The following is a 25,980-nucleotide window of genomic DNA, read 5'->3' as shown; positions in this document are numbered from 1 at the left end:
TCAGAATTTTCACTTAGAAACGAGGAACGATTATGGACTCTTACAAACAGTATATAAAACAGGCTCTGCCTAATCTTTCTATACATTCATATAAACAAAATGAAGAAGGATGGGATAATATAGCGGTTATAATTAATGACGACCTACTGTTTCGTTTTCCACGAAAACAGGAATATGCTAAACGAATTCCGTTAGAAAAAAAACTATGCACACTTCTCTCTCATTCGCTACAAGAAATTGAGGTTCCAAAGTATCACCTATTATATAAAAAGGATACTGATACTATTCCGCTTTGTAGTTACTATACTCTCATTCATGGTGAACCGTTACAAAAAGAAATAGTTACCACACTAGAGAAAAAAGAATTGAAAGCAATCATTACACAATTAGCTACTTTCCTTGTGGCACTACATAATATTCCTGTAAAACAAGTTACAACGTTAGGATTTCCAATTGAAAAAACAATTACCTACTGGAAAGAGCTACAAACAAAATTAAATCAGTATCTTACTAACATGTTTACTTCATTACAGAAATCAGCCTTACATCATTTATTCGAAAATTTCTTTGCCTGTATAGCTACATCCACTTTTCAAAATACAATTATTCACGCCGATTTTACACATCATCACATTTTATTTAATAAGCAGAACAAGAGTATTTCAGGGATTATCGATTTTGGTGATGCTCAAATTGGAGATCCTGCCTTTGATTTTGCCGGGCTCTATTATGATTTCGGACGTGAATTTACTACATCTGTATACGAGCAATACAGTACAATTATTTCTCACCACGATCCATTACTCATTCACCGTATCACTAGTTTTTATCAATACAGCCCTTTACTACATAATATTATTTATAACTTTGAAACAAAGAATGTGCTTAAATTCATAGCAGATACAGAACAGCTAAAAGCGATATTACAGGGACGAGATTAAATTCTCTCCCTATATTCTTTCTCCTCATACATCATTAACTTTTTATCCATTTCAACAATAACTTTGTACAATTGAAATGCCTGTAAAATTTGCAGTTGAATTCCAAAAGGAGCATTTTGTTCTTTTAACCATTGAAATACTTTCGTTTCATCTTTCATTGATTATTCCTCCTCTTATAAAGTGAAACTTTAATCAGCGGGGGCATCCCCCACTGATTATTAGCCCGCATTAAAATCTGCTACAAATATACCGTAAATGATGAAAAGCTTTTCATGTCAATAACAAAAAGGATGCAAATTTGCATCCTTTAATGTACGATATTTTCCTTCTGCTTCGCTTCTTCCTTTACTTCTTCCCCCTGGCATTCACTACGAAAAGCACAACTCGTACACTCTGAACGAAAATGACGCTCTGTATAGTGCTCAGGTTGCTGTAACATTTCTTTCATTCTAAATAAATCATCCATTCCAGTTATAATATCTTCCTGTTTCGGAATGTATTCATACTTAGTTCCTTCTATTAAATTAATAATTTCAATTCTCCCTGGAAGAATGCCGAAAGCTTTATAACTGAATACTGTCATTAACTTCTGACAAAGAGCTAGCATTTCCTCATCCGCATCAATAACATATTTTTTAATTACAAATGACTCTGTACTCCACTCACCAACTTCAAATGTCAATGACATGTGGACACCTAACTCTTCCATATATGTTTGAAACTTCTCATACAAAAACAATGGTGGCGTCTGACTATCATCTCTTTCAACTAACTGTAATAAGTGATCAGTTAGCTTTGCTAATACAATATAGTACTCCGTCTTCGAAGCAAACATACTAATCCTTACCTTTTTCCAATACTTTTCTATTAATATTAAAAGTACAATTTTCGTTTGTTGGCTCGCAGGTAGCGTGTAATACTCATTAATAATTTGATTCACAATCATTTGTGCTATTTGTTGCCATTCAAATGAAGAAGGTTCTCTTCTTTTTATATGACGGAAATAAAATTTATGTGGACAACGCATAAAATCATACAAATGATAATCTGTCATCGTTTTTATTGCGATTTTCTCATGCAATTGCTCTTCATCTCCCTTCTGCCATTAAGAAAGGTGTCTTACGAATTCAGCTCCAAACTGTAAACATTTTTCTACATCTTCATCTTCTGGCGTTAATTCTACTTTTAGTCCTTCTAACACAACTGCTGCTCCGCGTTCCTGCAGCTTTTCTATTAAAATATCAACCGCTACTCCGTATTTTGGATAAGCCGAATCACAAGAACCGAATGCCGCTGCTTTTTTACCAGTTAAATCAATAGAATCCATTGCATCATAAAAATCTAAGAAGTCGTCTGGAAGATCCCCGTCTCCCCAAGTATAAGCGCCTAAAATAATACCATCATACTGTTCTAATATAGAAGCTTCTGGTGAATCCATAATATCAATAACTTCAATCTCATTCTCTGTTTCACGAATGGCGCCTGCAATATGATCTGCCATTTCCTCTGTATTTCCACTCATACTTGCATAAATCATTACTAGCTTACTCAACTGAATCTCTCCCTTTACTATGTATCGCTTTTTCTGTTTGCATTTTATTCTTCTCACCTACATATTCAGAACGAATTACATTTCGTTGCCATTCCATATGCTGATCAACATCTTTATTTTTATTTTTTAATCCCCTTCGCAGAAGGTGATATTTTTTTCTCATTAACATGTCGCATCCATTCTATTGATAATAATTATCAATTTCAACTGTAACATTAGATTAATTGAAATTGATTATCAAAGTCAATGACTATTTTTAAAAAAATGATTAAAATGTACAAGCTTGTCCGTTAGCTATTCATATACTATAAATGAGCATAGTTCTTTCTCAGCCCTCTCTGACGGAAAGAAATAAAAGCAACTGCGATAGAGCGCAGTTGCCTTTTTTTATATGCACCTATGATTTTAGTAGTCTTATGGCCGCCTCTAAAAATAATTCCACTCCATAAATTAAAGCTGATTCATCTACATCAAATTTTGGATGATGGTGCGGATAACAAGTATTATCCTCTTGATTCCTCGTCCCCAATTTAATGAAGCAACCCGGTGCTTTTCTTAAATATGCTGAAAAATCTTCTCCCCCCATAGAAGGTTCAAGCTTCACAACACGCTCATTCCCGAACAAATGTAGTGCGCTTTCTTCTACCACTTTTGTAATATATTCATTATTAATAACAGGATCATATCCGTAACGATACGTATATGTGTAATCCCCTCCATGTGCTTTTGTAATTCCTTTCACGATTTGTTCAATTTTCTCTTCTGCTTCCAATCTTAACGTTTGATTAAAAGAACGCACAGTTCCCATTAAAGTTGCCGTATTGGGAATAATATTGTCAGCCTTTCCCCCATGAAATTGCGTAACTGAAACTACCCTCTGCATAAAAGCACTTGTATTTCTTGATACGATATGTTGTAAATTTGTAATAATCTGCGCTCCAATAGCAATAGGGTCTATCGTTTCTTCTGGCCGCGCTGCATGCCCTCCTTTACCGTGAATTTCAACTGTAAATACGTCTGGCGCTGCCATCATCGGCCCATATACAATTCCTATCTTCCCGCTTTCCAATCCAGACATAACATGTAAACCTATTACATAATCAACACCGTCCATCACACCCGCCTCAACCATTTCCCTAGCACCACCAGGATATACCTCTTCTGCATGCTGAAAGAATAGACGAATTTCCCCTACAAATTCTTCCTTCATATTTGACAGCGCCTCTGCTGTACTTAACAAAATAGCCGCATGTGCATCATGCCCACACGCATGCATCCTTCCTTTATGAACAGATGTATAAGATTTACTTGTCTCCTCTTGAATTGGTAAAGCATCAATATCAGCTCGAATCGCAACTACTTTACCTTGTTCCACACCCCTTTTAATTGCTAATACACTGTATTTCGTTGGCCTTGTTACTTCAAAAGAAGAAAATGAACATAACGTATCATATATAAATTGCGAAGTTTTTTTTTCATGAAACGATAATTCCGGATACTTATGAAAATGCCGTCTCCATTTCATAATATTTTCTTCTGAAATAAGACTCTTCCACACTCTATTCATGATAATTTCCTCCTTTTAAAAAAGAGCTAGAAATTTAAAGTTTACTCAGCCTTTGTTGATTGCATGAAAAAACAAATATTATATTTTTCACGCCTTCTCACAATCCACTTTTATGTATTCATACAATCCACCTTCTATTTACATGTCAAACCCATTACAAATTCATGCCGAATGTAATATAATTGCTAAGTTAGGGATTTTCTTTTTTAGTATTTAGTGCTAATATCAGAAAAGAGCCTTTTGTCTTATTTTTACCTAAAATGTGGAATTTTGTTTTTTTCACAATAATGTAGGACATGATACCTACAAAGAGCTATTATTTCATTAAGAGAGGGAAAGACATGGAAAGATTAAAAGAGATATGGTCTCGACCACTCACACAATGGGTTGCAAAGACGGTTTATTATCTTGCAATTTTATTTGCATTACTTTGGTTGTATGGATTCCATGATACAAACACAAGTACATTTATTTACAATGAATTCTAGGGTGGGAACGTTATGAAGTTATTAGAACAAATTGAAAAGTGGGCTGCAGAAACGCCTGATCAAACCGCTTTTGTTTGGCGAGATGCGAAAATTACGTACAAACAATTAAAGGAAGATTCTGATGCGTTAGCACATTGGATTTCTTCTGAATATCCAGATGATCGTTCACCAATTATGGTGTATGGCCATATGCAACCTGAAATGATTATAAACTTTTTAGGGTGTGTAAAAGCTGGACATGCTTACATTCCTGTAGATTTATCTATCCCAGCTGATCGCGTACAACGTATCGCTGAAAATTCTGGTGCGAAATTACTTTTATCAGCTGCAGAAGTAACTGTAACTGATTTACCAGTTCGCATCGTAAGTGAAGACAACTTAAAAGATATTTTCTTTACTCATAAAGGGAACATTCCAAATCCTGAACATGCGGTAAAAGGTGATGAGAACTTCTACATTATTTACACATCAGGAAGTACAGGTAATCCGAAAGGGGTTCAGATTACTTATAACTGCCTTGTTAGCTTTACAAAATGGGCTGTAGAAGATTTCAACTTACAAACAGGGCAAGTATTCTTAAACCAAGCACCTTTCTCATTCGATTTATCTGTAATGGATATTTACCCATCATTAGTAACAGGCGGTACACTTTGGGCAATCGATAAAGATATGATTGCACGTCCAAAAGACTTGTTTGCTTCTTTAGAGCAATCGGATACTCAAGTATGGACTTCAACACCATCTTTCGCTGAAATGTGTTTAATGGAAGCATCTTTCTCTGAGAGTATGCTACCAAACATGAAAACATTCTTATTCTGCGGTGAAGTGTTACCAAATGAAGTGGCTAGAAAACTAATTGAGCGTTTCCCGAAAGCAACGATTATGAATACGTACGGTCCAACAGAAGCTACTGTTGCTGTAACAGGTATTCACGTTACAGAAGAAGTGCTTGATCAATACAAATCACTTCCAGTTGGCTACTGTAAATCAGACTGTCGCCTTCTTATTATGAAAGAAGATGGTACAATTGCACCTGATGGTGAAAAAGGTGAAATCGTAATTGTCGGTCCAAGTGTAAGCGTTGGATATTTAGGAAGCCCTGAATTAACAGAAAAAGCATTTACTATGATTGACGGTGAGCGCGCCTATAAAACAGGCGATGCTGGCTATGTAGAAAATGGTCTTCTATTCTATAATGGTCGTCTTGATTTCCAAATTAAGCTTCATGGTTATCGAATGGAATTAGAAGAAATTGAGCATCATCTTCGTGCGTGTTCTTACGTAGAAGGAGCAGTTATTGTTCCGATTAAAAAAGGTGAGAAATACGATTATTTATTAGCGGTTGTTGTTCCTGGAGAACATTCGTTTGAAAAAGAATTCAAATTAACATCTGCAATTAAAAAAGAACTCAATGAGCGATTACCAAACTACATGATTCCACGTAAATTCATGTATCAATCTTCTATTCCAATGACACCAAATGGAAAGGTAGATCGCAAAAAATTATTGAGTGAGGTTACAGCATGACCGCATATGGATCATTTTATTTTTTCGCTATAGTGGGCATTTTATTAATACCTACTATCATAGCTGGATTAAAAGGTAAAATGTTGCGTAAATATAATGCCGTTTTAACATTAGTCATGATTGCTATTATCTTCTCGGATAAACCGAAGCAAGCAATGATGTTAGCCGCATTTATTATTTGGCAATATGTCCTTATTAAAGGCTATTTAATTTTAAGAAAACAAAATAATAGTACATTCACGTTTTGTATAGCTGTTATTTTATCGATTTTGCCTCTTATTTTGGCAAAAATCGCACCGTTTGCATCGTTTTTACCTGAGTTAAAACTTGTTGTTTTTCTAGGTATATCTTACGTAACATTTAGAGCAGTTCAAATGGTATTTGAAGTTCGTGATGGTTTAATTAAAGAACTTTCTTTCTTTAACTTCTGGGAATTCGTTCTATTCTTCCCTGCGATTTCAACAGGACCTATCGATCGTTACCGAAGATTCCAAAAAGATATTCAAAAACCACCTAGTGCAGAAGAATATCAAAATTTACTATATACAGGGTTAAACCGTATTTTCCAAGGTTTCTTGTATAAATTTATTATTGCTTACTTAGTAAAGCAATACTTTATGGATCCAGCATTTGCTCAACAAGATACAATCCTTTCAAATATGATTTACATGTATAGCTATAGCTTATATTTATTCTTCGACTTTGCTGGTTATAGCTCATTTGTAATTGGTGTAAGTTATATGATGGGAATTAAAACGCCAGAAAACTTTAATAAGCCGTTTATTAGTCGTAACATTAAAGACTTCTGGAACCGCTGGCACATGAGTTTATCATTCTGGTTCCGTGACTTTATTTACATGCGTTTCGTCTTTTTTGCAACGAAGAAAAAGTTAATTAAGAACCGTTACACTATTTCGTATATCGGTGCATTTTTAAACTTCTTCATTATGGGAATTTGGCACATCCAAGGAAGCGCTGTTGCGCAGTATGTTATTTATGGTCTATATCATGCCGCACTGTTTATTCTATTCGATATTTTCGAACGAAAAAACAAGAAGCATAAGTTTTGGCCAAACAATAAATTTACACACGTCCTTGCGATTGTAATTACGTTCCACGTTGTATGTTTCGGTTTCCTTATTTTCTCTGGACACCTTAACAGATACTTTTAATGCACCCTTCTTATTCTATTAAGAAGTTGCACATATAATATATTCGGATATAAAGGAGATTTTAAAAATGGCAGAATTCAAAGAGCAAGTATTAGATATTTTAGAAGAAGTATGTGAGAACGATATTGTGAAAGAAAACTTAGATGTTCAATTATTTGAAGAAGGTATTCTTGATTCTTTCGCTGTAGTATCTTTATTAGTTGAATTCCAAGAGCGTTTAGATATTGAAGTTTCTATTTCTGATTTTGACCGTGACGAGTGGGCTACACCAAACATGGTTATTAAGAAGTTGGAAGAAATCCGATGAACAAAGCAAAATTTGGTCCGATGCTTTTAGCATTGGCCCTTTTTGCTGTATTCTTACTTATTCCGACGCGCTTCCTACTTCCACTTTTAAGTGATGAAAAAGTAGAACAAGCTGCAACTTCTTTGAAAGAAGAAAAGATTCAAAGTATGATTTTACAGCAAAAGATGTTAGCAGATCCGAAATATCTTCCGATGTACGGTTCATCGGAATTCGCACGTATGGATGCTTTCCATCCATCAAATTATTTCAAAGTAAAGCCTGAAGGGTTCACACCATTCCTTCTTGGACGCGGCGGAACACAAGACCTTGTACACGTATTAAACTTTGCATCTACAATGGATCAATTGAAAGACAAGAAAATGGTATTCGTTCTTTCTCCGCAATGGTTTGTGCCACAAGGTATTGATGAAACACACTTTGCACCTAACTTTTCAAAACAACAAGGCTATCATTTCCTTTTCAATGATGACTTAAAGCCTGAAATGAAAAAACAAATTGCAAAGCGTTTATTAAACTTTGAGATCGTTAAGAAAGAAACTTTACTTAAAGTTTTGCTTGAAGGTATCGCTTATGATGATACAAAGCATAAAGTAAAAGCACTTGCTGCTAAACCTTTCGCTTATGTGTATCGTAACATTTTAGATCGTAAAGATTTATTTACAGCAATGTTTGATATTAAACCGCATAAAGAAAAACTTGACCCTTCATTAAAACAAATGAACTGGGATGAAGCTCGTAAACATGCGGATCAAACAGGTGCAGCAGAATCAGGGTCTAATGAATACGGTATTGAAGACGATTACTTCAATAGCAAAATTAAGAAGAAATTAAAGCAGCGTGAAGGCTACTTAAAAAATGATGCTTATGACCAATCACCAGAGTATGAAGACTTACAACTTGTACTTGATTTATTAAAACAATCTGGTGCAAAACCACTCTTTATTTCTGTTCCTGTAAAAGGTCCTTGGTACGATTACGCTGGATTCCCGAAAGAACGCCGCGAAGCGTACTATAAGAAAGTTCATGAGCAAATTGAGAAAGCTGGTTATCCAATTGCCGACTTCTCAAACCATGAATATGATAAATACTTCTTAAAAGATCATATGCACTTAGGTTGGAAAGGCTGGGTTTACATCGACGAGGCCATCCAACAATTTTATAAAGCAAACTAATGAAAAGACCGCTTGAATTATTCAAGGGGTCTTTTTCTATATACATTTTGTAATTGTTCTATTACATCCTCTGCTTCTTTCACGACCCGCTCCACTACGTGCTGAGCTGGCTCAATTCTTGCTAATGCCGATGCTTGTCCCGCCCAAAGTGACATATATTCTCCCTTGTTTTGCGTCGCTGCTTCTTGGCGTATTTTAGAAGTTAATACGTTTTGCACTGGATACATCGGAAGCCCTTCTTCTTTTCCTTCGTGTCTCTCTATAAATTCATTACGAATACCCCGTGCATATTTCCCGGAAAACGCACGAGTTACAATTGTGCTCGTATCTGTACTTTTTAATACAGCCTCTTTATATACGTCATGTGTAATACTTTCTTCACTCGTTAAAAAAGCTGATCCCATTTGAACAGCTTCTGCCCCTAACGCAAATGCCGCAACAAGCCCTTGTCCGTTCATTACACCACCTGCTGCAACAATTGGGATATGCGGAACTGCCGCTACTAACTGCGGAATTAACGCAAACGTACCAATCATTGCATCTTGTTCTTTCCCGATAAACGTTCCTCTATGACCTCCTGCTTCGCTACCTTGCCCGGCGATAATATCTACTCCTAGCTCGGCAAGTGCTCTCGCTTCTGCTACATGAGTCGCTGTTCCGATGACTTTTATTCCTCTTCTTTTTAATTCATCTATTTCTTCTTGTTCTAACGTTTGGAATGCAAAGCTAACGACCGGTACCTTTTCTTCTACTAACACTTGTAATTGTTCTTTATAACTTTTTGGAAGATTTACTACATCCTCTTCCTCAATACCTAACTCTCTATTCACTCCATTAAGTAAGACTTTCGCCTCATTTATCTTCTCTTTTTCTATCTGCACCTCTTTCGTTAACAGTAAATTAACACCGAAAGGCTTATTTGTTAGTTCCCTTATTTTATAAATCGCTTTACGAATTTGTTCTGGGCTCATATAGCCTGCTCCAAGCGTTCCTAATCCTCCGCTATTACTTACAGCTGCAACAAGTTCTGGCGTTGTAATGGCACCCGCCATACCTGCTTGAATGATGGGATACTTAATTTGCAATATGTCTATTACTCGACTTGTGAACATCATTTCCCCTCCTATCCCCCTTATATCTTCTTTATTTGACAAGCTTTCCCCTTCTTTTACAAGGGTTGAACTTCATATGAAGCGAATATATTGAAAGAGAAGGAGGCTGAAAACAATGATTTATCCAAATGCGTTAAAACATGGTGATACAGTAATGATTATTGCACCGTCTGGTCCACCTACAATTGAAAGTGTATTAAAAGGTGTAAATGTATTACAAGAGATGGGATTATCCGTAATAATTGGGAAGAGTATTTATGAAAAGTATGGGTATTTAGCTGGAAGTGACCAAGTTCGTCTTGATGATATACATGAAGCCTTTACAAATAATGAAGTAAAAGCAATTTTCTGTGCACGAGGTGGTTACGGAAGCGCTCGTCTTCTCCCTCACATTCAATATGAAATCATTCAACAAAATCCAAAAATTTTTTGGGGATACAGCGATATTACAGCTTTACATACTGCTTTTTCACGTTATGCAAAGCTTGTTACGTTTCATGGTCCGATGATTGAAGAAGTAGGCAAAGGTATAGATTCTCTCTCTTTATCTTCTTTCAATCAGCTCTTCCACCCGTATTCTTCTATCTTATCTGCATCAGAATGTATCGTACCTAGCTCAGCCTGTACAGCTACCGGTACATTAGTTGGAGGGAATTTAGCTGTTTTAACGAGTGTAATTGGTTCACCCTATGAAATAAGTACAGCCAATACACTTTTATTGCTTGAAGATATCGGGGAAGAACCGTACCGCATCGATCGTATGTTAAATCAACTACTTTTATCTGGAAAGTTTAATGAATGCAATGGCGTTATTTTTTCAAGTTGTCATGATTGCACCCCTTCTAAACCATCTCAATCATTGCAAACAATATTATATGAATATTTCATGCCATATGATATACCTGTCCTATTCGGTTTACCGATTGGACATATAAATCCAAATATCGGTATTCCCCTTGGAGCTACAGCAACAATAAATACAAATAATAAAACACTCTCTATTTCTTCAGGCGTAGCACTCCATGTTTAAATTAAAAAGGAAAAGCGATTAAGCTTTTCCTTTTACTTATAATAATTAAAAATTCGTCCAGATGCGATATCTGCAATTTCTTCCGGAATAAATGTTTTACTTATATCAGTACCAACATTTAATACAGCTGTTGCATCCTTCTCAATGCCACCAAATAATTCTTTTCCACGTATCGTAATAAGGGGTGTACCTTCTGGCAACACATCTTTTACAAATTTCAATTGTGTAAAGAACGGAACGATCCATCTACCCTCTCCTTGGAAATGACGCAAACGAAGTGTTCCTTCCGTTGCCCCGTCTTCTGCTTCAAGTGAACCAGCAACATAAAACTCCGTTGATAAGAGCAATTCATAAAATTCCTTTTGCTTTTGTTTATCCTCACCTGCTACAACGAGTACTTTTTCTATTTTCTTTACTGAAATTTGCTCCATATGATGCCACCCCTATTTTCAAAATGATTACACTTAGATTATACGAAATATTCTTATTTTTTTCTACATAATTCCGTAATTATTTTCTTAAAATAATTTTAAGATATCTTCAGTCGTAACGATTTTAGCAAATTCATCATGTAAGTTTACAAGTGTCATATTGTGAATGTCCTCTGCACTATACTCTGCCCCGTCCAGACCTTTCCGATTGAATGTAGCCGTCGCATCGCTCACTAAATACGTTGTAAATCCTAAATTACCTGCCATCCGTGTTGTAGTCTCCACACAATGATTTGTTGTTAATCCTACAATCACTACCGTATTACATTTTTTCTCTCTTAATTGTTCTTCTAAATTTGTCCCAATGAACGCGCTATTAACGGATTTCTGGATAATTATTTCATCTCGCAGTGGTTTCACTTCTTCTTTAAAGTTTACTGTTTCTGCTTGTTGATAAAACATCGACTGAACATTTTCTTTATTTACATGTTGAATATGAAAAACTGGTCGCTTCCTTCTTCTCCATTCTTCTAATAAACTTTTCATATTTTCTTCAGCAAAAAGATTATTTCGCTCCCCCCAGTATGGTAATTGAAACGCCTTTTGTACATCAATTATGATAAGTGCTATTTGATTAATCATCATTTTCTCCTTAATTTGGTTGTAGTTGAAATACAAAACCAAATTGCTGCGACGCAGTAATAAAACAAATATAAGCACAAAGTTCTACAATTTCTTTTTCCGTCCAATATTGTTTTAATACATGAAACATATTATCATCTATCGCCTTTCGATCATGAACAAATGTATGCGCAAAAGTAACGGCTACACTAATCTCCTCTGCCTTTTGCACATCATCAGGTCTTCCCTTTGCCATGCAATACGGACATTCATTCCCATACGCTAATGTTCTTCTCACTTGCTCCTTCAACTCTGCTGAAAGTGTTCCTTTATTGTACAGTGTATCCTCTAACGTACTCCACGAATGTAATATATCTGGATTATGGCCTAATAACTTTTGAAACTTTGTATCTCCTACATTTGATAATGAAATTCTCTCCATCATTTCCCCTCCTATTTCCTTCTATTTTATTGTAAAATAAATGAAGTTCACTTTACATTTCATATGAATCTTAATTCATATTTTTTCTTTACAAAAATTATCATTTTGCTGGAGGTATATTTACAAATGCAACTAGACCGTGTTGATCGAAAGATTTTAAATGAATTATATAATGATAGTCGCCTTTCCATGCGCGAATTAGCAAAGCGAGTAAACTTATCCGCTCCGTCTACTACAGAACGTGTTCGTAAACTTGAAAGTGAAGGAATTATTCAAAAATACACAATCGATATTGATTATAAAAAAGCAGGACTTGTTTTAGATTGTATTTTAGAAATCACTTTAAAAAATGGTGATACAACACGTATGCAACAGTTTATCCAATCTTATCCATCTGCAAGTTTTTGTTACCGAGTAACAGGAAGCTTATGCTACATTGTAAAAATTTCTGTTCCTTCACTCGTTGAACTTGAAGAATTTATCAATGATGTTTCTTCATATGCAACGACAGTTTCTCATATCGTATTATCAGAAGTATCTCTTACTCCAGACATTGAGCATATCTTCCCAGAAAATTAATTTATTTTTATCACGCTATTTGTTGGCAGTAAAACTCCCACCTCAAAATTCAGTTGCAGCCAAAAAGTTAATAGGGAGTCTGGCTACCCGTAAACGCCCAATTGGTGAAGGTTAATAATCGGTGAGGATGAATAAAACTCCAACTCATTAAAGTTTCACTTTATTCACAAAAAATCTAAAAACCCCTTACAAAAAGAATAAAAATAATATATTATGTATTAAAATACATAAAGTTCGAGAAAGGGGCTTTACATTGAAAATCTGGTTTTATGAAAAAACAGCACAATTAGATGACTTGCTTGGTATTTGGGACAATGTTCCGACGATCCCTCGAATTGGTGAAAAAGTGGAGCTTTTAAAAACTGTCCGCACTGTTACAGATATTAAATATGTAAAGAACGGTAATAATTTTCGTGTAGAAATTATTACGAATTAAAAAACATCTCTCCTTTTATACAGGAGAGATGTTTTTTAATTATCTATCATGTGCTTTTTTTATAACGATTTTATCTTCTTCTACAGAAACTGTTACATAATCATTTTCTTCTAACCGAAGCTTATTTACCGCTTCATCTGGTAGTTCTACAGCCATCAATCTATCTGTTACGATCACTTGACTATACAATTCATTTTCTTGTGATGCATTCACTACCTTTTCTTCATTTATGAAGCGCACTGGTGGCACACCCACTTCTTTTACTGTACGCCATTGTTTCCAAACATAAGGAATTAACCAAAGTAACCCAACAACTGTAAGACCGATACCAATCCATAAATTACTTTGTGCTTGTAATTCAGGAATTGAGATTGCAGTATCTTCTTCTCCACCGACAAATTGCATACTTGTCGCAATTAAATTATTAAGAGCATGCACAGCAATATTCGTCCATATATTTTTCGTTTTTATGTATAAAAGGCACATAACAACACCAAACATGAAAGCACCAATAACATCAAAGTGACCTAAACCAAAAATAAGTGAAGATATAATTACAGCTTTTTTAATTCCCCATTTATAAGCCATTCGCTGTAAAAAGAATCCCCTAAAAATAATCTCTTCCATAATAGGTGCTAATACACATGCTGAAATGAAAGTAAATATCGTCATATATATGTTACTCGTATTAATAACAGTTCCATCTTCTAACATGGTAACTAAGAAATTCGGTAACGTATGTGCTAATATGTAAAATTGAATATGAGATATACCGACTGAAAAAATCATTCCCATTATCGTTGCTAATAAAATGAGTCCCCACGGTAAACGTCCTGGCTTATCAAAGAAACTTTTAAAAACAACATTATTTTTATTCGCTTTTACGTACAACCAAAATAACGGAAATACAAAAAATACAGTTATTTGTGAAATAACCTCTAACGTGCTATCAGAAACATTTGATAAACCTAATGGAATCATCGTAAGAAACAACCCTATCATCATCCATCCAAAAAAGCTACGTAGTCTTATACGTGAAAATGCATATTGCAATATTGCACACCTCCAAAGATTGTTAAAGTAAAACTTTAATCAGTTATAGGGAACCCTTCTCCTACAAATAGCAGGATAACTATATTATAATATGAATATAGTTGAAAATCTTCCTATTTTTCTCAAATTCTTTCGAGCAACGTATCTCTTAACATATATAATAACGAATTTATTGGATATACCATATCACAGTTCTTCAACTTCGTTACAACTTACATTTGCTGTACTTAAATAGCTGGAGAAGATCCGGTATTCTATCGCTAACAGCATCTCAAATTAACAATACAGAATACTAGAAATGTAAAAAACTATGTAATAAAAATCCCCGTTTTTACAAACGGGGATTTCTTTTATTATAATACGTCACGTTTTTGGAATAATGCACTTGATGCTACAAGTAATACAGCAAAATATGCAGCTAAAAGTAATAATGAAGTTGTAAACGTAAATTCTGCAAATGGTGGCTCCATTCCACCGCTTACCAATTTATTACTGTCGTAAGCTCTTAAATCTAAATGGAAGAATACTACAAACTTCGCTACACCTTTTGCAAACATCATTAGTGCAATAGTAATTGCTCCTTGCAAGAAATATAAGAACAACGTAATAATTAATGGCAATACGGATTTTCTAAATACATTTGCTAAGAAAAAGGCAAGTGTTGCAAAGAAAAATGGTGATACAAGCTGATATAACATCGTTTTTAAAACAATTCCTAACGTTAAATCTGTTTTACTACCATCCATTACAATACCACCAATAATCGTTGCAATGAACATACCAGCAAATATGATAAATAGCATCGCTAATAACACAGTAATATATTTAGAAAATAAAACTGTAAGTCGTTTTCTTGGACGAATTAACAATTGTTTAATTGTACCTTTTTGGAACTCATCAGTAAGAGTACGGGCTGCAAGTGTGATCCCAAAAATTGTAGCGAATAAAACGATTAAACCAATCTCTGAGTTTGCATAATCTAAATACGACCCCTTAAACTCATCACCTTTTCCCCACTTCATCATTGCTAAATTCCCTAAAATTTCGAGTGCCGCAATGACACCGATTAAAATATACATACCTTTTTTCGCATGTAACTTTAAAAATTCATTTTGAATTAATTTAAACATTACGCTTTCACTCCCCCAGTAATCGCTAAGAATTCATCCTCTAACGTTTTATTTTGAACGGTAACACCATATACAAGCACATCAGCATGCACAAGTTTTTTTACAAACTGTGGAATTCTCTCTTTTGTTACAGATGCCACAATTACATTCTCCTGTGCTTTACCTTTAATAATTTCATTCGCTTTCTGAACTTCATCTACTTCAAACGCTACTACTACTGTCTCATCATGTTTCGCTTGTTCATGTAAGTTGTACTCTTGTACAAACTCACCTTGTTTAATAATTACGACGCGATCACACATTAATTCAATTTCACTTAATAAGTGACTCGATACGATTACCGCGATATTCTCTTCTTTCGCTAGTAGTTGTAAATAATCACGAATTTGGCGAATACCAGCTGGATCTAATCCATTTGTCGGTTCATCTAAAATTAATATTTTCGGCTGATGAAGTAACGCCTGCGCAATTCCTAAACGTTGTTTCATACCAAGTGAGTATGTTTTTACCTTTTTATGAATTGCATGCTCTAATTCAACAAGCTTTACAATTTCAGCGATGCGCTCTTTATTAATAGGTGTAATTGCCATGTTCGCAAAATGCTTTAAGTTTTGCATACCAGTCATATAATCATATAGTTCCGGATTTTCTACAATCGCTCCAATTTGCTCTAACGCCTTTTCACGTTCCGTGCGAATGCTATGGCCACAAATTGTAATATCGCCTTCCGTCATAGAAATAAGACCTGTCATCATACGAATTGTCGTCGTCTTACCACTACCGTTCGGTCCAAGGAATCCGTACACTTCCCCTTCTCGCACCTCAAATGATAAACCTCGAATAATTTCTGTTCTACCAATCTTTTTTCGAACATTTTCTAATTTTACTACTACATTTCCCAATGCCGATTCCTCCTTTAGACTTCTAGTTTTTTGTCGATTATGCGACCTGTAACGACTATTAATATAAATATTAATAAGCTATTAAAACATAGGTTAAAAACTGTTAATCCTTCTCCAGGATAAAATGATGTATCAAAAAAACCATTCTTATCTATGAATCCAACATTTTTTATGATGAGACCATATTTTCCTATTTGTTCTAAAACATCCGATACAAACCAATTAAATGCACCAAACATAAGAAATAAGATAAAGAAGACTATCTTATTCAGAGATGACTTCACATTGAAGAGTTTCGTAAGTACTATAATGAAATAAATAGAAACTAATAGATTAACAAAATCTACTCCCCATAAAAAAGCGGATAACACATGATATAACATTCCATAATTATACAAATTACAAAATACTTCCCTAACCCCTAAATCCGTTTTTCTTTCATAAATATTCAAAGAAAAATAGTGCAGAAAAATAATCCCTATTACAAACAAAATAGTGAATAGTAATGTAAAAAATAAAACATTTGCACATATATACTTTTGAGATGAAACAGCCGTGTAGCGAAGCATAGAGCTCTTCAGCATTTTTCGAAAAGATGATATGCCTGTTAACAGAAGCGAAAATCCAGATATACTAAGTACAATTAAGAATATTATTATGATAATATCCTGCCTACCTGAGATTCTTACTCCGGAAATCCCCTTCATATTAAAGAAAAGAATTAATGAAATAGTTATAAAACCAAAATAAATAATTGCTATTTTCTTCTTATTACAATTAAACAAATATCGAAAAAGCTGACTCATTTCTCATAGGCCTCCTTAAACAGCTCATGTACCGCTTTACCTCTTTGAAATCGTAGTTCTTCTACATTTTCATACAAAATCATTTCTCCATCTTTCAAAAAAATCACTTCATCAAATATATTCTCGATTTCTTCTATTAAATGAGTTGAGATAAGCATCGTACAATCTTCTCTATAAAATTTAAGGATAAGTTCCAATACATGTTTCCTAGAAACAAGATCTATACCACCAAGTGGTTCGTCTAAAACATACAACTTAGCTTTTCGTGAAAATGTTAATATAATTTGCAGCTTCTCAATCATTCCTTTTGATAATGCTGTAATTCTTTCTTCTAGCGGTATTTTAAATTCAACTATCGTATCTACCGCTTTTTGAATATCAAATTCTTTATAAAAATCCCGATAGAAAAATAAAGCATCTTTTACAGTCATCCAATCTTCAAATATCGGCTTATCTGGCATAAATGAAACAATTTCTTTCGTCTCTAACCCAACTTTTTTACCGTTAATTGTAATGCTACCTTCAGAAGGGTGCTGCAAACCTGCAATCATTTTTAATAACGTCGTTTTCCCGCTCCCATTATCTCCAACAAGCCCTATAATTTTCCCTTCCGTAATCTCTATGTTCAATTCACGAATCACTGCTTTTAACCCGTATCTCTTCCATAAGTTTTCTATTTTTAATAGTTCTGTCATTCGCTCTCCTCCCTCTTCTCATGTAAGGAAGAACGAAGAATTGAAAGGATTTCGTCTTCTGAAAAACCTAAGTTATCCATTCCATCTATAAAAGAATGAAGTAATTCTTTCGCCATATCTTTGCGCAGCTCCATAATTTTCTCCCCTTCATTCGTTACATATCGTCCCATTCCTCTACGCGTTACAACAACACCATCACGTTCCAATTCTTGAAATGTTCGTTGAATTGTATTTGGATTTACTTGTAATTCACTCGCTAATTCACGTACAGAGGGAATTTTATCACCAGGCGATAAATGCCCAACTACAATTTCTTTTTTTATGTATTCCATTACCTGAATGTAAATGGGTGTATTTGGAGAAAATTCTATTTTCATTTCTTCCCTCCTTCTGTCTTAGTGTACTAGTTAAATAGTACACTAAGACAGAGTATATGTAAATACTTACAAATAAAATGTAATAAAAAGGCAGTGCAACTTTCGTTACACTGCCTCCTTGCAATCAAAACTAGTACAGTAAACAATATGATAGTTTTACTAGTTTGAATCCGTATATAATTTTACACAAAAATTACTTTCCTTTTACTTGCGCTAGTACAGATTTAAACGTATTAATAACTGTATCTACCTCTTCATAACTAATTGTAAGAGATGGTTCGATACGAATTGTTTTTGAGTTAATTAACGTTCCAGCAACGAGAATACCTTGATCAAACATTGCCTTTGACACTTCGTAACCAATCTCGTCTTTATGGAATTCAATACCAATCATTAAACCTTGACCACGAATTTCAAAGATTTTATCCTCGTGCCCTTCTGCTGCTTGTTTCAATCCATTTAAGAAATACGCCCCAACTTCAGCAGCACGTTCTGGTAATTTCTCTTCCAATAATACATGGATTGTTGCAATTGCAGCCGCACATGCCAGCGGATTCCCTCCAAATGTTGTTGTATGCATAAATGGATTTTCAAACCAACTTTGGAATACTTTCTCTTTCGCAACGATAGCTCCTGCTGGCATGACGCCTCCACCAAATGCCTTCGCCAGACAAATAATATCCGGCACAACATCATATAATTCCGCTGCAAACATTTTCCCTGTACGTCCCATTCCAGTTTGTACTTCATCGAAAATAAGGAGTGATCCAAACTCATCACAAAGCTCTCGTACTTGTTTCAAATAATTTTCTGGAGGTAAAATAATACCGCCCTCTCCTTGAATTGGTTCTAAAATAACTGCTGCAACATCTTCTCCCACTAATGCGCATGTCTCAAATGTTTTTCTCATCATATCAATATCGCCAAATGGGACATGACGGAAACCCGGAATTAATGGTAAAAATGGCTTGCGGAACATTCCTTTTGCCGTCCCAGATAAAGCACCAAGGCTCTTACCATGGAAAGCACGAGTTGTAGAAATGAAAGTTGTTCGTTCACTATACATTTTTGCTAGTTTTAATGCTGCCTCTACACTTTCAGTTCCACTATTTGTGAAGAAGGCATATTTCAAATCACCAGGTGTAATATCCGCTAAAATCTTTGCAAGAATCGCTCGAAGTGGATCTAGTAAATCTTGACTGTGTAATGCTTGACGCTTTAGTTGATCTGTCACAGCTTTTACTACTTTCGGATTACGGTGACCAACATTGTAAATTCCGAATCCACCTAAACAGTCAATATATTTTTTACCATTAATATCCATAAAACAAGATCCTTCATCAGACCATTCTACTGCCGCAAATTGTCCATCCTTTGTTACTGTTTTTCTATATGCTAGAAAACCAGGATTCACATGCTCTCTAAATCCATCTACTGTTTCTTTTTGAATCCAGTTTGCTTCTTCTTCAGAAACTTTTTCTTTTTCAATTAACTGTAGTACTTTCGTAATATACTCATTTACATTTGAACCTTTTACATCTTGTTCATTCAATTTATTTTCCACGTTCGTTCCCATTTATTTCACTCCTATATTCTTTTTATTTGCAAACCAACCAATAGGTTCTACTTCTAGATTTATATTAATCTGCTTAATTTCTTGAAATTCCTCTAAACCAAACGTTCCTAGACTACGACCTATACCACTTTGCTTATATCCACCCCAAGGTGCCTCATTGTATGTTGGATGATAGCTGTTAATCCACGTAATTCCTGCGCGAAGCTTGCGAATTACACGCATTGCTTTCGCACCATCAACTGTAAATACCCCTCCAGCTAAGCCATAATCTGTACCATTTGCTAACTCAATTGCTTCTTGTTCATTTTTAAACTTTTGAATTACTACAACAGGACCGAAAATTTCTTCCTGTACAATGCGCATATCGGGTTTTACATTGACAAAGACCGTTGGTTCAATAAAGAAACCCTCACCTTTTCCATCTGTCAGTATTCGCTTACCTCCACAAGCAATGTCTGCGCCTTCGTCTTTCCCAATTTCAATGTAGCGTAATACTTTTTCCATATGTTCTTGACTTACAAGTGGTCCCATTTCTGATTCAGGATTATCACCAGGCCCAACGTTAATTTGCTGCGCTCGCTCCACAAAACTATTAATAAATTTATCGTAAACGCTTTCTTCAACAAGGATTCTCGATCCTGCTGAACATACTTGTCCGCTACCTGCATAAATACCAAATAGTGCATAATCAATAGCTGTTTCAAAATCTGCATCTGCAAAAATAATATTCGGTGATTTGCCTCCAAGTTCTAGCGAAATCTTTTTCATATTATCTGCTGCCGTTCTCATAATGTGCTTACCTGTTTTTGTTCCACCTGTAAAGGAAATCATATCCACCTTACTACTCGCTGCAATTTCATTTCCTACTATTGGGCCGGCCCCCATTACCATATTAGCAACACCTTTTGGTAGCCCTACTTTTTCAAGGATTTCAAATAGCTTTGTCGCAGTAATTGGTGTCACTTCAGAAGGTTTAAACACAATTGTATTTCCAGCTGCTAAAGCAGGTGCAATTTTCCATACACTCATCAATAGCGGATAATTCCATGGAACAATTAATCCACAAACACCAACTGGCTCTCTTACAACCATTGCTTGCATTGGATCGGCTACATGATATGTTTGCCCATCTGGCTTTGTAATCAATCCAGCATAATAGCGAAAACAAGCCGCTGCATCTCCAATATCTCCTTCTGCCTCACGGTATGTTTTTCCATTATCCATTGTTTCAAGATACACTAACTCTTCCATATTTTTATCAATTTCATCTGCTATTTTAAATAAATATGACGCCCTTTCAGCAGTGGATGTTTCTGACCAAATTCCACTATCGAAAGTCGCTCTTGCCACTTCGATCGCGTATTTTGTATCCTCAATTGTTCCCTCAGGTGCATATGCTATACCCTTGCCATTCGCAGGGTTAATTATTGTTCTTTTTTCTTGATTACTAGACTCTCTCCATTCACCGTTTACATACATTTTTAAATCTAGCACTATATTGAATCCTCCTTTATTGATCGTTTATATATTTATAAGCAAGTTTCATGCCAACATTTAAAACACAAAGGAATCCTATAAAAACTAACTATATTCTTACGTGTAATAAAAAAGAAATATGCGTTGTTGCATACACTATTCCATTTTGCATAAAACAAAACGTATATCAGTACCATTACCATCTTTCATTTTGCTGAAATGTGAGATGATAGTACTTGCCACCCACGAATAGTGGAAAACTCGCTAAACTAACAAAAAAGGAGAGGTCTATGTGACCTTCTCCTTTTTTAGGAATACGAGATTATATCAGTTGGCATTCCTTTTTCACTGACAATCCTTTGATATTTTCGACTCACTGAAGATTGGCTAATGCCAAGAGCTTTTGCTGCCTTAGTCGTTGTTTTATACTGCTTCATTGCAAGTAAAATCAATTGTTCTTCTACAGAATGTAGTGCTTCTTGTAACGGTAATACTCTCGTAATAACTGGTTTTGATTTTTTAAAGTCATAACCGGGGGTTAAAAACTTACTAACAAACTCAGCTTCAATTACTGGATCGTCTGCTGATACTACTAAACGTTCAATCATATTTTGTAATTCACGTACATTTCCTGGCCATGAATAAAACTCTAGTAAGTTAAGTGCATCCGGAGTTAAATGATAGTTTTTATTATATTTTTCATTTAACTGTTGTAAAAAATGAAAAGCGAGTACTGGGACATCTTCCATTCGTTCTCGTAGAGGAGGCACTTGCAATGGAATTACATTTAAGCGATAAAATAAATCTTCACGGAACGTTCCTGCCTCTACCATCTTTTCCAGACTTTTATTTGTAGCGGCAATAATTTGTACATTTATTTTCGTAGGTATTGTACTTCCAATAGGAATTATTTCTTGTTCCTGCAGGACCCTAAGCAATTTCACCTGCAAATGTAGAGGCATTTCTCCAATTTCATCTAAAAATAAAATACCTTGATCAGCTCGCTTGAAATATCCTTCTTTTCCATTTTTATCTGCTCCTGTAAAAGCACCTTTCGTATAACCAAATAGTTCACTTTCTAACAAAGTTTCTGGAATTGCACCACAATTTAATTTTAAAAATGGCTTTGCAGATCGCTTTCCAAGTTGATGAATTGCTTGAGCAATTACTTCCTTCCCGACGCCCGATTCTCCGGAAATAAGAACATTGGAAGAGAAATCTGCTATTTTTTTAGCTTGGTTTATAATTTGCTCCATTTTCGGACTACAGTAAATAAGTTTCTTAAGAAAACGATCTTTATTTTTAAAATCATCTAATTCCTTCTTATATTGCTCTGATATTCTCTTTATTTCATGTAATTCCGTCTTTAATCTCGTAGCTTCTGTAATATCTCTTGAAGCAATAATAATACGATGAAGCTCTCCGTTTTCATCAAATACAGGATTTCCAACTGCCAATATTTTTCTTCCACTTTTTGTTTCTTGTACAACTGATACCTTTTTTTGTTGCTCCAATACTAATCGCGTAACAGATGGACTAAATAACCCTTTCTGTTCTAAGTCTAAAAGGTTTTTACCTAAAAGATCCCTCAAATTACTCCCCCAAAAATCATTAATAACGGTTTCACTGTAACGAATTAATTCCCCTTTATGATTAACAACTAATATTTCATCATAAATACTAGACAAAATTGCATGCAAATCTTTGTTTAAATCCTTTATATATTCAATTTCCATTGCCATGTCCTCAACCATCGGCAAATCTTGTACGATAATAACCATTCCTTCAATATTTCCATCAAAGTTTGGAATGGGACTGTAGTCAACTAATACACCCATCTCATTTGTGATTTGTAATTGATTCAAAATTGTCTTTCCCGTTGCAAATACGTTATTAATATGTCCTTCGTTAAAAATTTGTTCTGCTGGTACATTCATTACTCTTTCAGGTGTAGATTTAATCATCTTCAAACCAGATTCATTGCAATTTACAATTTTCTTTTCACGATCCACTACAAAAATCCCCATTGGAATAGACGTTAAAATAATTTTTAATATATCAACACTCTGATTTTCTTGTTTAAATAGTTCTGCAAAAACATCTTCTCTTCTTATATATCCTATTAACTCATCCATTTCATTTTTCACTATCGCAATCGGCGCTCCAATAATTTGAAACAGAGCTGTTAAAGAAATATTTTTACTAAGATAACATATTGTATCTAGCGAAACTGCATTTGCAAGCAATGCCTTGGAATGTAAGTCCTTACTGTTTGATAGCAGATCCTTGACATGAACGTATGCAAATAATTTCTCTCCCCTTTTTAAAAATAGAAAAGGTTCTTTTATATTTTCAACGTCTATATTCCATTCCTTTTCGGATTGATCGATAGGTAGAGAAACAATAGGTCTAATTTTATTACGAGCAATGGAAAACATTCTGCTATTCCTCCTTTGGGCTACTTAATTTGTATTGTATCATTAAATGCAGATTTTTTTAATTAATCTGAAAACAAAACATTCTTTCCTTTACTTAATAAAAAAAGGAAGATGAGCACCTCCATCTTCCTCATTGTTCTATCATTAATCACTACCACTAACGAAAAGGTCTTCTTGAATATAAGCTAATACCATACCTGGAATTACTTTATCTCCTGCCTCTACTTCTAAAGAGTGAACTTCTCCGCTACATCCCATCTTAATTACTTCCAGTTTACCATTCATATCTTTAATCGAAAATAATGGCTCCCATTCATAAACTCGAGAATCCTTAACAATAGAAACTTTTTCAATTGTTCCATAGCATGGACTCGTAATAATATCATAGTACATAATCAATCATCCCCTTCTTTTATTCTATTAATATTGCTCTTCTAACCTTTGTGACTGAAGAATCATATAAAAAAAGCTTTGAAACTCTTCTATGTCTTCAATCTCAATTCCTAACCTCGGTGCCCAATATTGTTCCTCTACAATATCTTCTTGACTTAATAAAATCATTCTCCCATTTTGAATAGAGGTAACCATTGCTTTTCCAAGAAACTGTTGTGAATACGTAACAGCTATATCGTAACGATGACTTTTCGACAAAACACAATAATAACCGATTGGTTGTCTCTCCACTTCTTCTAATAAAATATCCAGTTTCATTTGAGCCCTCCTTTAGGTTAAAAATGCAACCAACCTCTTAGGCGCGATGCTTCTACAATCTTACGAACTCCTTCAATATAAGCAGCAATTTTCATATTTACTCCAAAGTGTTTTGAAGTGTCAAGTACGTTAGAAAAACTAGATGTAATTTTCTCCTTTAAACATTGATCAACATATTGCTCTGTCCAATAATATCCTTGATTATTTTGACACCATTCAAAATAAGAAACAATAACACCACCCGAGTTTGCTAAAATATCTGGAATAACCAAAATTCCCTTTTCTTCTAACATCGTTATCGCCTCTTTTGTTGTTGGACCATTTGCAGCCTCAATGATAATCTTACATCCAAGCTTTCCTGCATTATGTTTCGTAATGACTCCCCCAATTGCCGCTGGAATGAGTACATCACATTCTTTTTCTAACAACTCCTGATTAGAAATTGTTTTACTAAAAAGATTCGATACTACACCGAAAGAATCTCTGTTTTCTAATAAATAAGGAACATCTAAGCCGTCTGGATTATAAATTCCTCCTATAGCATCTGATACCCCAACTACTTTCACACCAATATCATATAAATATTTCGCCAAATACCCTCCAACATTCCCAAATCCTTGAATAATAACTCTCATATTTTGTAGTGGAATTTGTTTTAACTCACTTACTAACTGAAGCGTATACAATACACCTTTAGAAGTTGCTGTCTCCCGTCCTTGTGATCCTCCTAGCATTAATGGCTTCCCGGTTATAAAGCCTGGAGAGTCAAACTCCCTAATATGGTCATATTCATCTAGCATCCAAGCCATAATTTGCGCATTTGTGTACATATCAGGAGCCGGAATATCTTTCGTCGGTCCCACAATTTGACTTACTGCCCTTACATACCCACGACTCAATAACTCTAATTCTCTAAAACTCATCTCCTGTGGATTACAAATAATCCCGCCCTTTGCGCCTCCATATGGCAGTCCTGTCACTCCACATTTCAAGCTCATCCAGCCAGCAAGTGCTTTTACTTCTTCTGCCGTAACATCTGGATGGAATCTAATACCACCTTTCGTTGGCCCAGCTGCGTCATTATGCTGAGCACGATACCCTTGAAATACCTTTGTTGTTCCATCATCCATACGAACAGGAATACTTACTTCTAAAAAACGCATTGGTTTTTTCAGAAATTCAAATACTTCGTCTGGATAATGTAAAAAATGAAGCGCCTCTTTTAATATAGCTTGAAATTCCTCTAAAGGATTTTCAACCTCACCTATATGTTTTTCTGACTGAATCGGCACGATAACACCCCGCTTTTTATTTTTACTAATTATACAAAGCAATAATCGTGCCAAGTGGTAATGCTACGGTAATCATATTGTGTCACCCTCCTACTTATGACGCTTTGAATGACTTATGCAATACTGCATGATTATTAAATATAAAAA

The 25,980-nt window shown here is 34.9% G+C and carries 30 protein-coding genes; 9 read left to right on the top strand and 21 right to left on the bottom strand.

Going from position 1 to position 25,980, the window contains the following annotated elements; translation table 11 throughout:
• The first annotated feature begins 32 nt into the window (after window positions 1-32).
• Window positions 33-941 carry an aminoglycoside phosphotransferase family protein gene (locus tag MHH42_RS06860; protein WP_070172905.1) on the top strand — a complete coding sequence of 303 codons (909 nt, stop codon included), beginning with the start codon at window positions 33-35 and terminating at the stop codon, window positions 939-941.
• Here MHH42_RS06860 and MHH42_RS06855 read toward each other — a convergent pair.
• The 5 genes from MHH42_RS06855 to MHH42_RS06835 form a co-directional block, all read right to left on the bottom strand.
• A complete protein-coding gene (locus tag MHH42_RS06855) occupies window positions 938-1,099 on the bottom strand; it encodes a hypothetical protein (protein WP_000651091.1) in 162 nt (53 codons plus the stop codon). The genes MHH42_RS06860 and MHH42_RS06855 overlap by 4 nt on opposite strands.
• A 149-nt stretch (window positions 1,100-1,248) precedes the next feature.
• Entirely contained in the window at window positions 1,249-2,022 is a 774-nt protein-coding gene (locus MHH42_RS06850) for a hypothetical protein (RefSeq protein WP_070172903.1), read from the bottom strand.
• Between the two features lie 24 nt (window positions 2,023-2,046).
• Complete coding sequence (locus MHH42_RS06845; RefSeq protein ID WP_070172902.1) at window positions 2,047-2,493, bottom strand: flavodoxin; 447 nt, start codon at window positions 2,491-2,493, stop codon at window positions 2,047-2,049.
• Window positions 2,486-2,656, bottom strand: coding sequence for a hypothetical protein (locus MHH42_RS06840; protein WP_171903020.1), 171 nt, complete (start codon window positions 2,654-2,656; stop codon window positions 2,486-2,488). Before MHH42_RS06840 ends, MHH42_RS06845 begins: the two co-directional genes overlap by 8 nt.
• Window positions 2,657-2,890: 234 nt before the next feature.
• Complete coding sequence (locus MHH42_RS06835) at window positions 2,891-4,060, bottom strand: M20 metallopeptidase family protein (RefSeq protein WP_070172900.1); 1,170 nt, start codon at window positions 4,058-4,060, stop codon at window positions 2,891-2,893.
• Window positions 4,061-4,401: 341 nt separating this feature from the next.
• Here MHH42_RS06835 and MHH42_RS06830 point away from each other — a divergent pair, with 341 nt between their 5' ends.
• The 5 genes from MHH42_RS06830 to dltD all read left to right on the top strand — a co-directional run bounded on the left by MHH42_RS06830 (window position 4,402) and on the right by dltD (window position 8,726).
• Entirely contained in the window at window positions 4,402-4,548 is a 147-nt protein-coding gene (locus MHH42_RS06830; RefSeq protein WP_000440293.1) for a teichoic acid D-Ala incorporation-associated protein DltX, read from the top strand.
• 12 nt (window positions 4,549-4,560) lie between these two features.
• A complete protein-coding gene (dltA, locus tag MHH42_RS06825; RefSeq protein WP_000770500.1) occupies window positions 4,561-6,075 on the top strand; it encodes a D-alanine--poly(phosphoribitol) ligase subunit DltA in 1,515 nt (504 codons plus the stop codon).
• Complete coding sequence (gene dltB, locus MHH42_RS06820) at window positions 6,072-7,247, top strand: D-alanyl-lipoteichoic acid biosynthesis protein DltB (RefSeq protein WP_000127935.1); 1,176 nt, start codon at window positions 6,072-6,074, stop codon at window positions 7,245-7,247. Before dltA ends, dltB begins: the two co-directional genes overlap by 4 nt.
• 67 nt (window positions 7,248-7,314) lie before the next feature.
• Complete coding sequence (gene dltC, locus MHH42_RS06815; RefSeq protein ID WP_000807310.1) at window positions 7,315-7,554, top strand: D-alanine--poly(phosphoribitol) ligase subunit DltC; 240 nt, start codon at window positions 7,315-7,317, stop codon at window positions 7,552-7,554.
• Window positions 7,551-8,726 (top strand): D-alanyl-lipoteichoic acid biosynthesis protein DltD, encoded by a 1,176-nt coding sequence (gene dltD, locus MHH42_RS06810; protein WP_340893037.1) that lies wholly within the window; start codon window positions 7,551-7,553, stop codon window positions 8,724-8,726. The genes dltC and dltD overlap by 4 nt, the downstream gene beginning before the upstream one ends.
• A gap of 17 nt (window positions 8,727-8,743) precedes the next feature.
• Here dltD and MHH42_RS06805 read toward each other — a convergent pair whose 3' ends face one another.
• Window positions 8,744-9,838, bottom strand: a complete 1,095-nt coding sequence (locus MHH42_RS06805) for an NAD(P)H-dependent flavin oxidoreductase (protein ID WP_340893035.1) — start codon at window positions 9,836-9,838, stop codon at window positions 8,744-8,746.
• Between the two features lie 115 nt (window positions 9,839-9,953).
• Here MHH42_RS06805 and MHH42_RS06800 point away from each other — a divergent pair, with 115 nt between their 5' ends.
• Window positions 9,954-10,868, top strand: coding sequence for a S66 peptidase family protein (locus MHH42_RS06800; RefSeq protein ID WP_002038221.1), 915 nt, complete (start codon window positions 9,954-9,956; stop codon window positions 10,866-10,868).
• 32 nt (window positions 10,869-10,900) lie between these two features.
• Here MHH42_RS06800 and MHH42_RS06795 read toward each other — a convergent pair whose 3' ends face one another.
• The 3 genes from MHH42_RS06795 to MHH42_RS06785 form a co-directional block, all read right to left on the bottom strand.
• A complete protein-coding gene (locus tag MHH42_RS06795; protein WP_070172899.1) occupies window positions 10,901-11,299 on the bottom strand; it encodes an SseB family protein in 399 nt (132 codons plus the stop codon).
• An 87-nt stretch (window positions 11,300-11,386) separates the two neighbouring features.
• Complete coding sequence (locus MHH42_RS06790; RefSeq protein WP_000609833.1) at window positions 11,387-11,941, bottom strand: cysteine hydrolase family protein; 555 nt, start codon at window positions 11,939-11,941, stop codon at window positions 11,387-11,389.
• A gap of 10 nt (window positions 11,942-11,951) precedes the next feature.
• On the bottom strand, window positions 11,952-12,362 hold the full coding sequence (locus MHH42_RS06785; protein ID WP_000439731.1) for a carboxymuconolactone decarboxylase family protein: 411 nt from the start codon (window positions 12,360-12,362) through the stop codon (window positions 11,952-11,954).
• Window positions 12,363-12,488: 126 nt separating this feature from the next.
• Between MHH42_RS06785 and MHH42_RS06780 the strand changes: the two genes are divergently transcribed.
• Together MHH42_RS06780 and MHH42_RS06775 are read left to right on the top strand one after the other, a co-directional pair.
• Window positions 12,489-12,941, top strand: coding sequence for an Lrp/AsnC family transcriptional regulator (locus MHH42_RS06780; protein ID WP_001175506.1), 453 nt, complete (start codon window positions 12,489-12,491; stop codon window positions 12,939-12,941).
• A gap of 253 nt (window positions 12,942-13,194) precedes the next feature.
• Window positions 13,195-13,377 carry a DUF3913 family protein gene (locus tag MHH42_RS06775; protein ID WP_000707110.1) on the top strand — a complete coding sequence of 61 codons (183 nt, stop codon included), beginning with the start codon at window positions 13,195-13,197 and terminating at the stop codon, window positions 13,375-13,377.
• A 39-nt stretch (window positions 13,378-13,416) separates the two neighbouring features.
• Here the strand turns inward: MHH42_RS06775 and MHH42_RS06770 are convergent, their stop codons facing one another.
• The 12 genes from MHH42_RS06770 to MHH42_RS06715 all read right to left on the bottom strand — a co-directional run bounded on the left by MHH42_RS06770 (window position 13,417) and on the right by MHH42_RS06715 (window position 25,833).
• A complete protein-coding gene (locus MHH42_RS06770; RefSeq protein ID WP_001198833.1) occupies window positions 13,417-14,430 on the bottom strand; it encodes a CPBP family intramembrane glutamic endopeptidase in 1,014 nt (337 codons plus the stop codon).
• Between the two features lie 353 nt (window positions 14,431-14,783).
• Window positions 14,784-15,560: an ABC transporter permease gene (locus MHH42_RS06765; protein WP_000475420.1), complete on the bottom strand. Its 777-nt coding sequence runs from the start codon at window positions 15,558-15,560 to the stop codon at window positions 14,784-14,786.
• On the bottom strand, window positions 15,560-16,462 hold the full coding sequence (locus MHH42_RS06760; RefSeq protein ID WP_070172898.1) for an ABC transporter ATP-binding protein: 903 nt from the start codon (window positions 16,460-16,462) through the stop codon (window positions 15,560-15,562). The genes MHH42_RS06765 and MHH42_RS06760 overlap by 1 nt, the downstream gene beginning before the upstream one ends.
• Before the next feature lie 14 nt (window positions 16,463-16,476).
• Window positions 16,477-17,268 (bottom strand): ABC transporter permease, encoded by a 792-nt coding sequence (locus MHH42_RS06755; RefSeq protein ID WP_070172897.1) that lies wholly within the window; start codon window positions 17,266-17,268, stop codon window positions 16,477-16,479.
• Window positions 17,265-17,963 (bottom strand): ABC transporter ATP-binding protein, encoded by a 699-nt coding sequence (locus MHH42_RS06750; RefSeq protein ID WP_070172896.1) that lies wholly within the window; start codon window positions 17,961-17,963, stop codon window positions 17,265-17,267. The genes MHH42_RS06755 and MHH42_RS06750 overlap by 4 nt, the downstream gene beginning before the upstream one ends.
• Window positions 17,960-18,340, bottom strand: coding sequence for a GntR family transcriptional regulator (locus MHH42_RS06745; RefSeq protein ID WP_000687520.1), 381 nt, complete (start codon window positions 18,338-18,340; stop codon window positions 17,960-17,962). The genes MHH42_RS06750 and MHH42_RS06745 overlap by 4 nt, the downstream gene beginning before the upstream one ends.
• Window positions 18,341-18,533: 193 nt before the next feature.
• Window positions 18,534-19,916, bottom strand: coding sequence for a putrescine aminotransferase (locus MHH42_RS06740; RefSeq protein WP_000537092.1), 1,383 nt, complete (start codon window positions 19,914-19,916; stop codon window positions 18,534-18,536).
• Window positions 19,917-21,410, bottom strand: a complete 1,494-nt coding sequence (locus MHH42_RS06735; protein WP_000886180.1) for an aldehyde dehydrogenase family protein — start codon at window positions 21,408-21,410, stop codon at window positions 19,917-19,919.
• Window positions 21,411-21,700: 290 nt separating this feature from the next.
• Complete coding sequence (locus MHH42_RS06730; RefSeq protein WP_070172895.1) at window positions 21,701-23,830, bottom strand: sigma 54-interacting transcriptional regulator; 2,130 nt, start codon at window positions 23,828-23,830, stop codon at window positions 21,701-21,703.
• Between the two features lie 144 nt (window positions 23,831-23,974).
• Window positions 23,975-24,223, bottom strand: coding sequence for a hypothetical protein (locus tag MHH42_RS06725; protein WP_000291046.1), 249 nt, complete (start codon window positions 24,221-24,223; stop codon window positions 23,975-23,977).
• Window positions 24,224-24,250: 27 nt separating this feature from the next.
• The gene (locus tag MHH42_RS06720) at window positions 24,251-24,541 is read right to left on the bottom strand and encodes an SAV0927 family protein (protein ID WP_000762558.1); all 291 of its coding nucleotides are present in this window, start codon (window positions 24,539-24,541) and stop codon (window positions 24,251-24,253) included.
• 17 nt (window positions 24,542-24,558) lie between these two features.
• The gene (locus MHH42_RS06715) at window positions 24,559-25,833 is read right to left on the bottom strand and encodes a Glu/Leu/Phe/Val family dehydrogenase (RefSeq protein ID WP_001122429.1); all 1,275 of its coding nucleotides are present in this window, start codon (window positions 25,831-25,833) and stop codon (window positions 24,559-24,561) included.
• Window positions 25,834-25,980 lie beyond the last annotated feature (147 nt).

This window comes from Bacillus sp. FSL L8-0099 (assembly GCF_038006385.1).
In the GTDB taxonomy this organism is placed as follows: Bacteria; Bacillota; Bacilli; order Bacillales; family Bacillaceae_G; genus Bacillus_A; species Bacillus_A toyonensis.
This window is presented reverse-complemented; position numbering and strand designations above follow the sequence as displayed.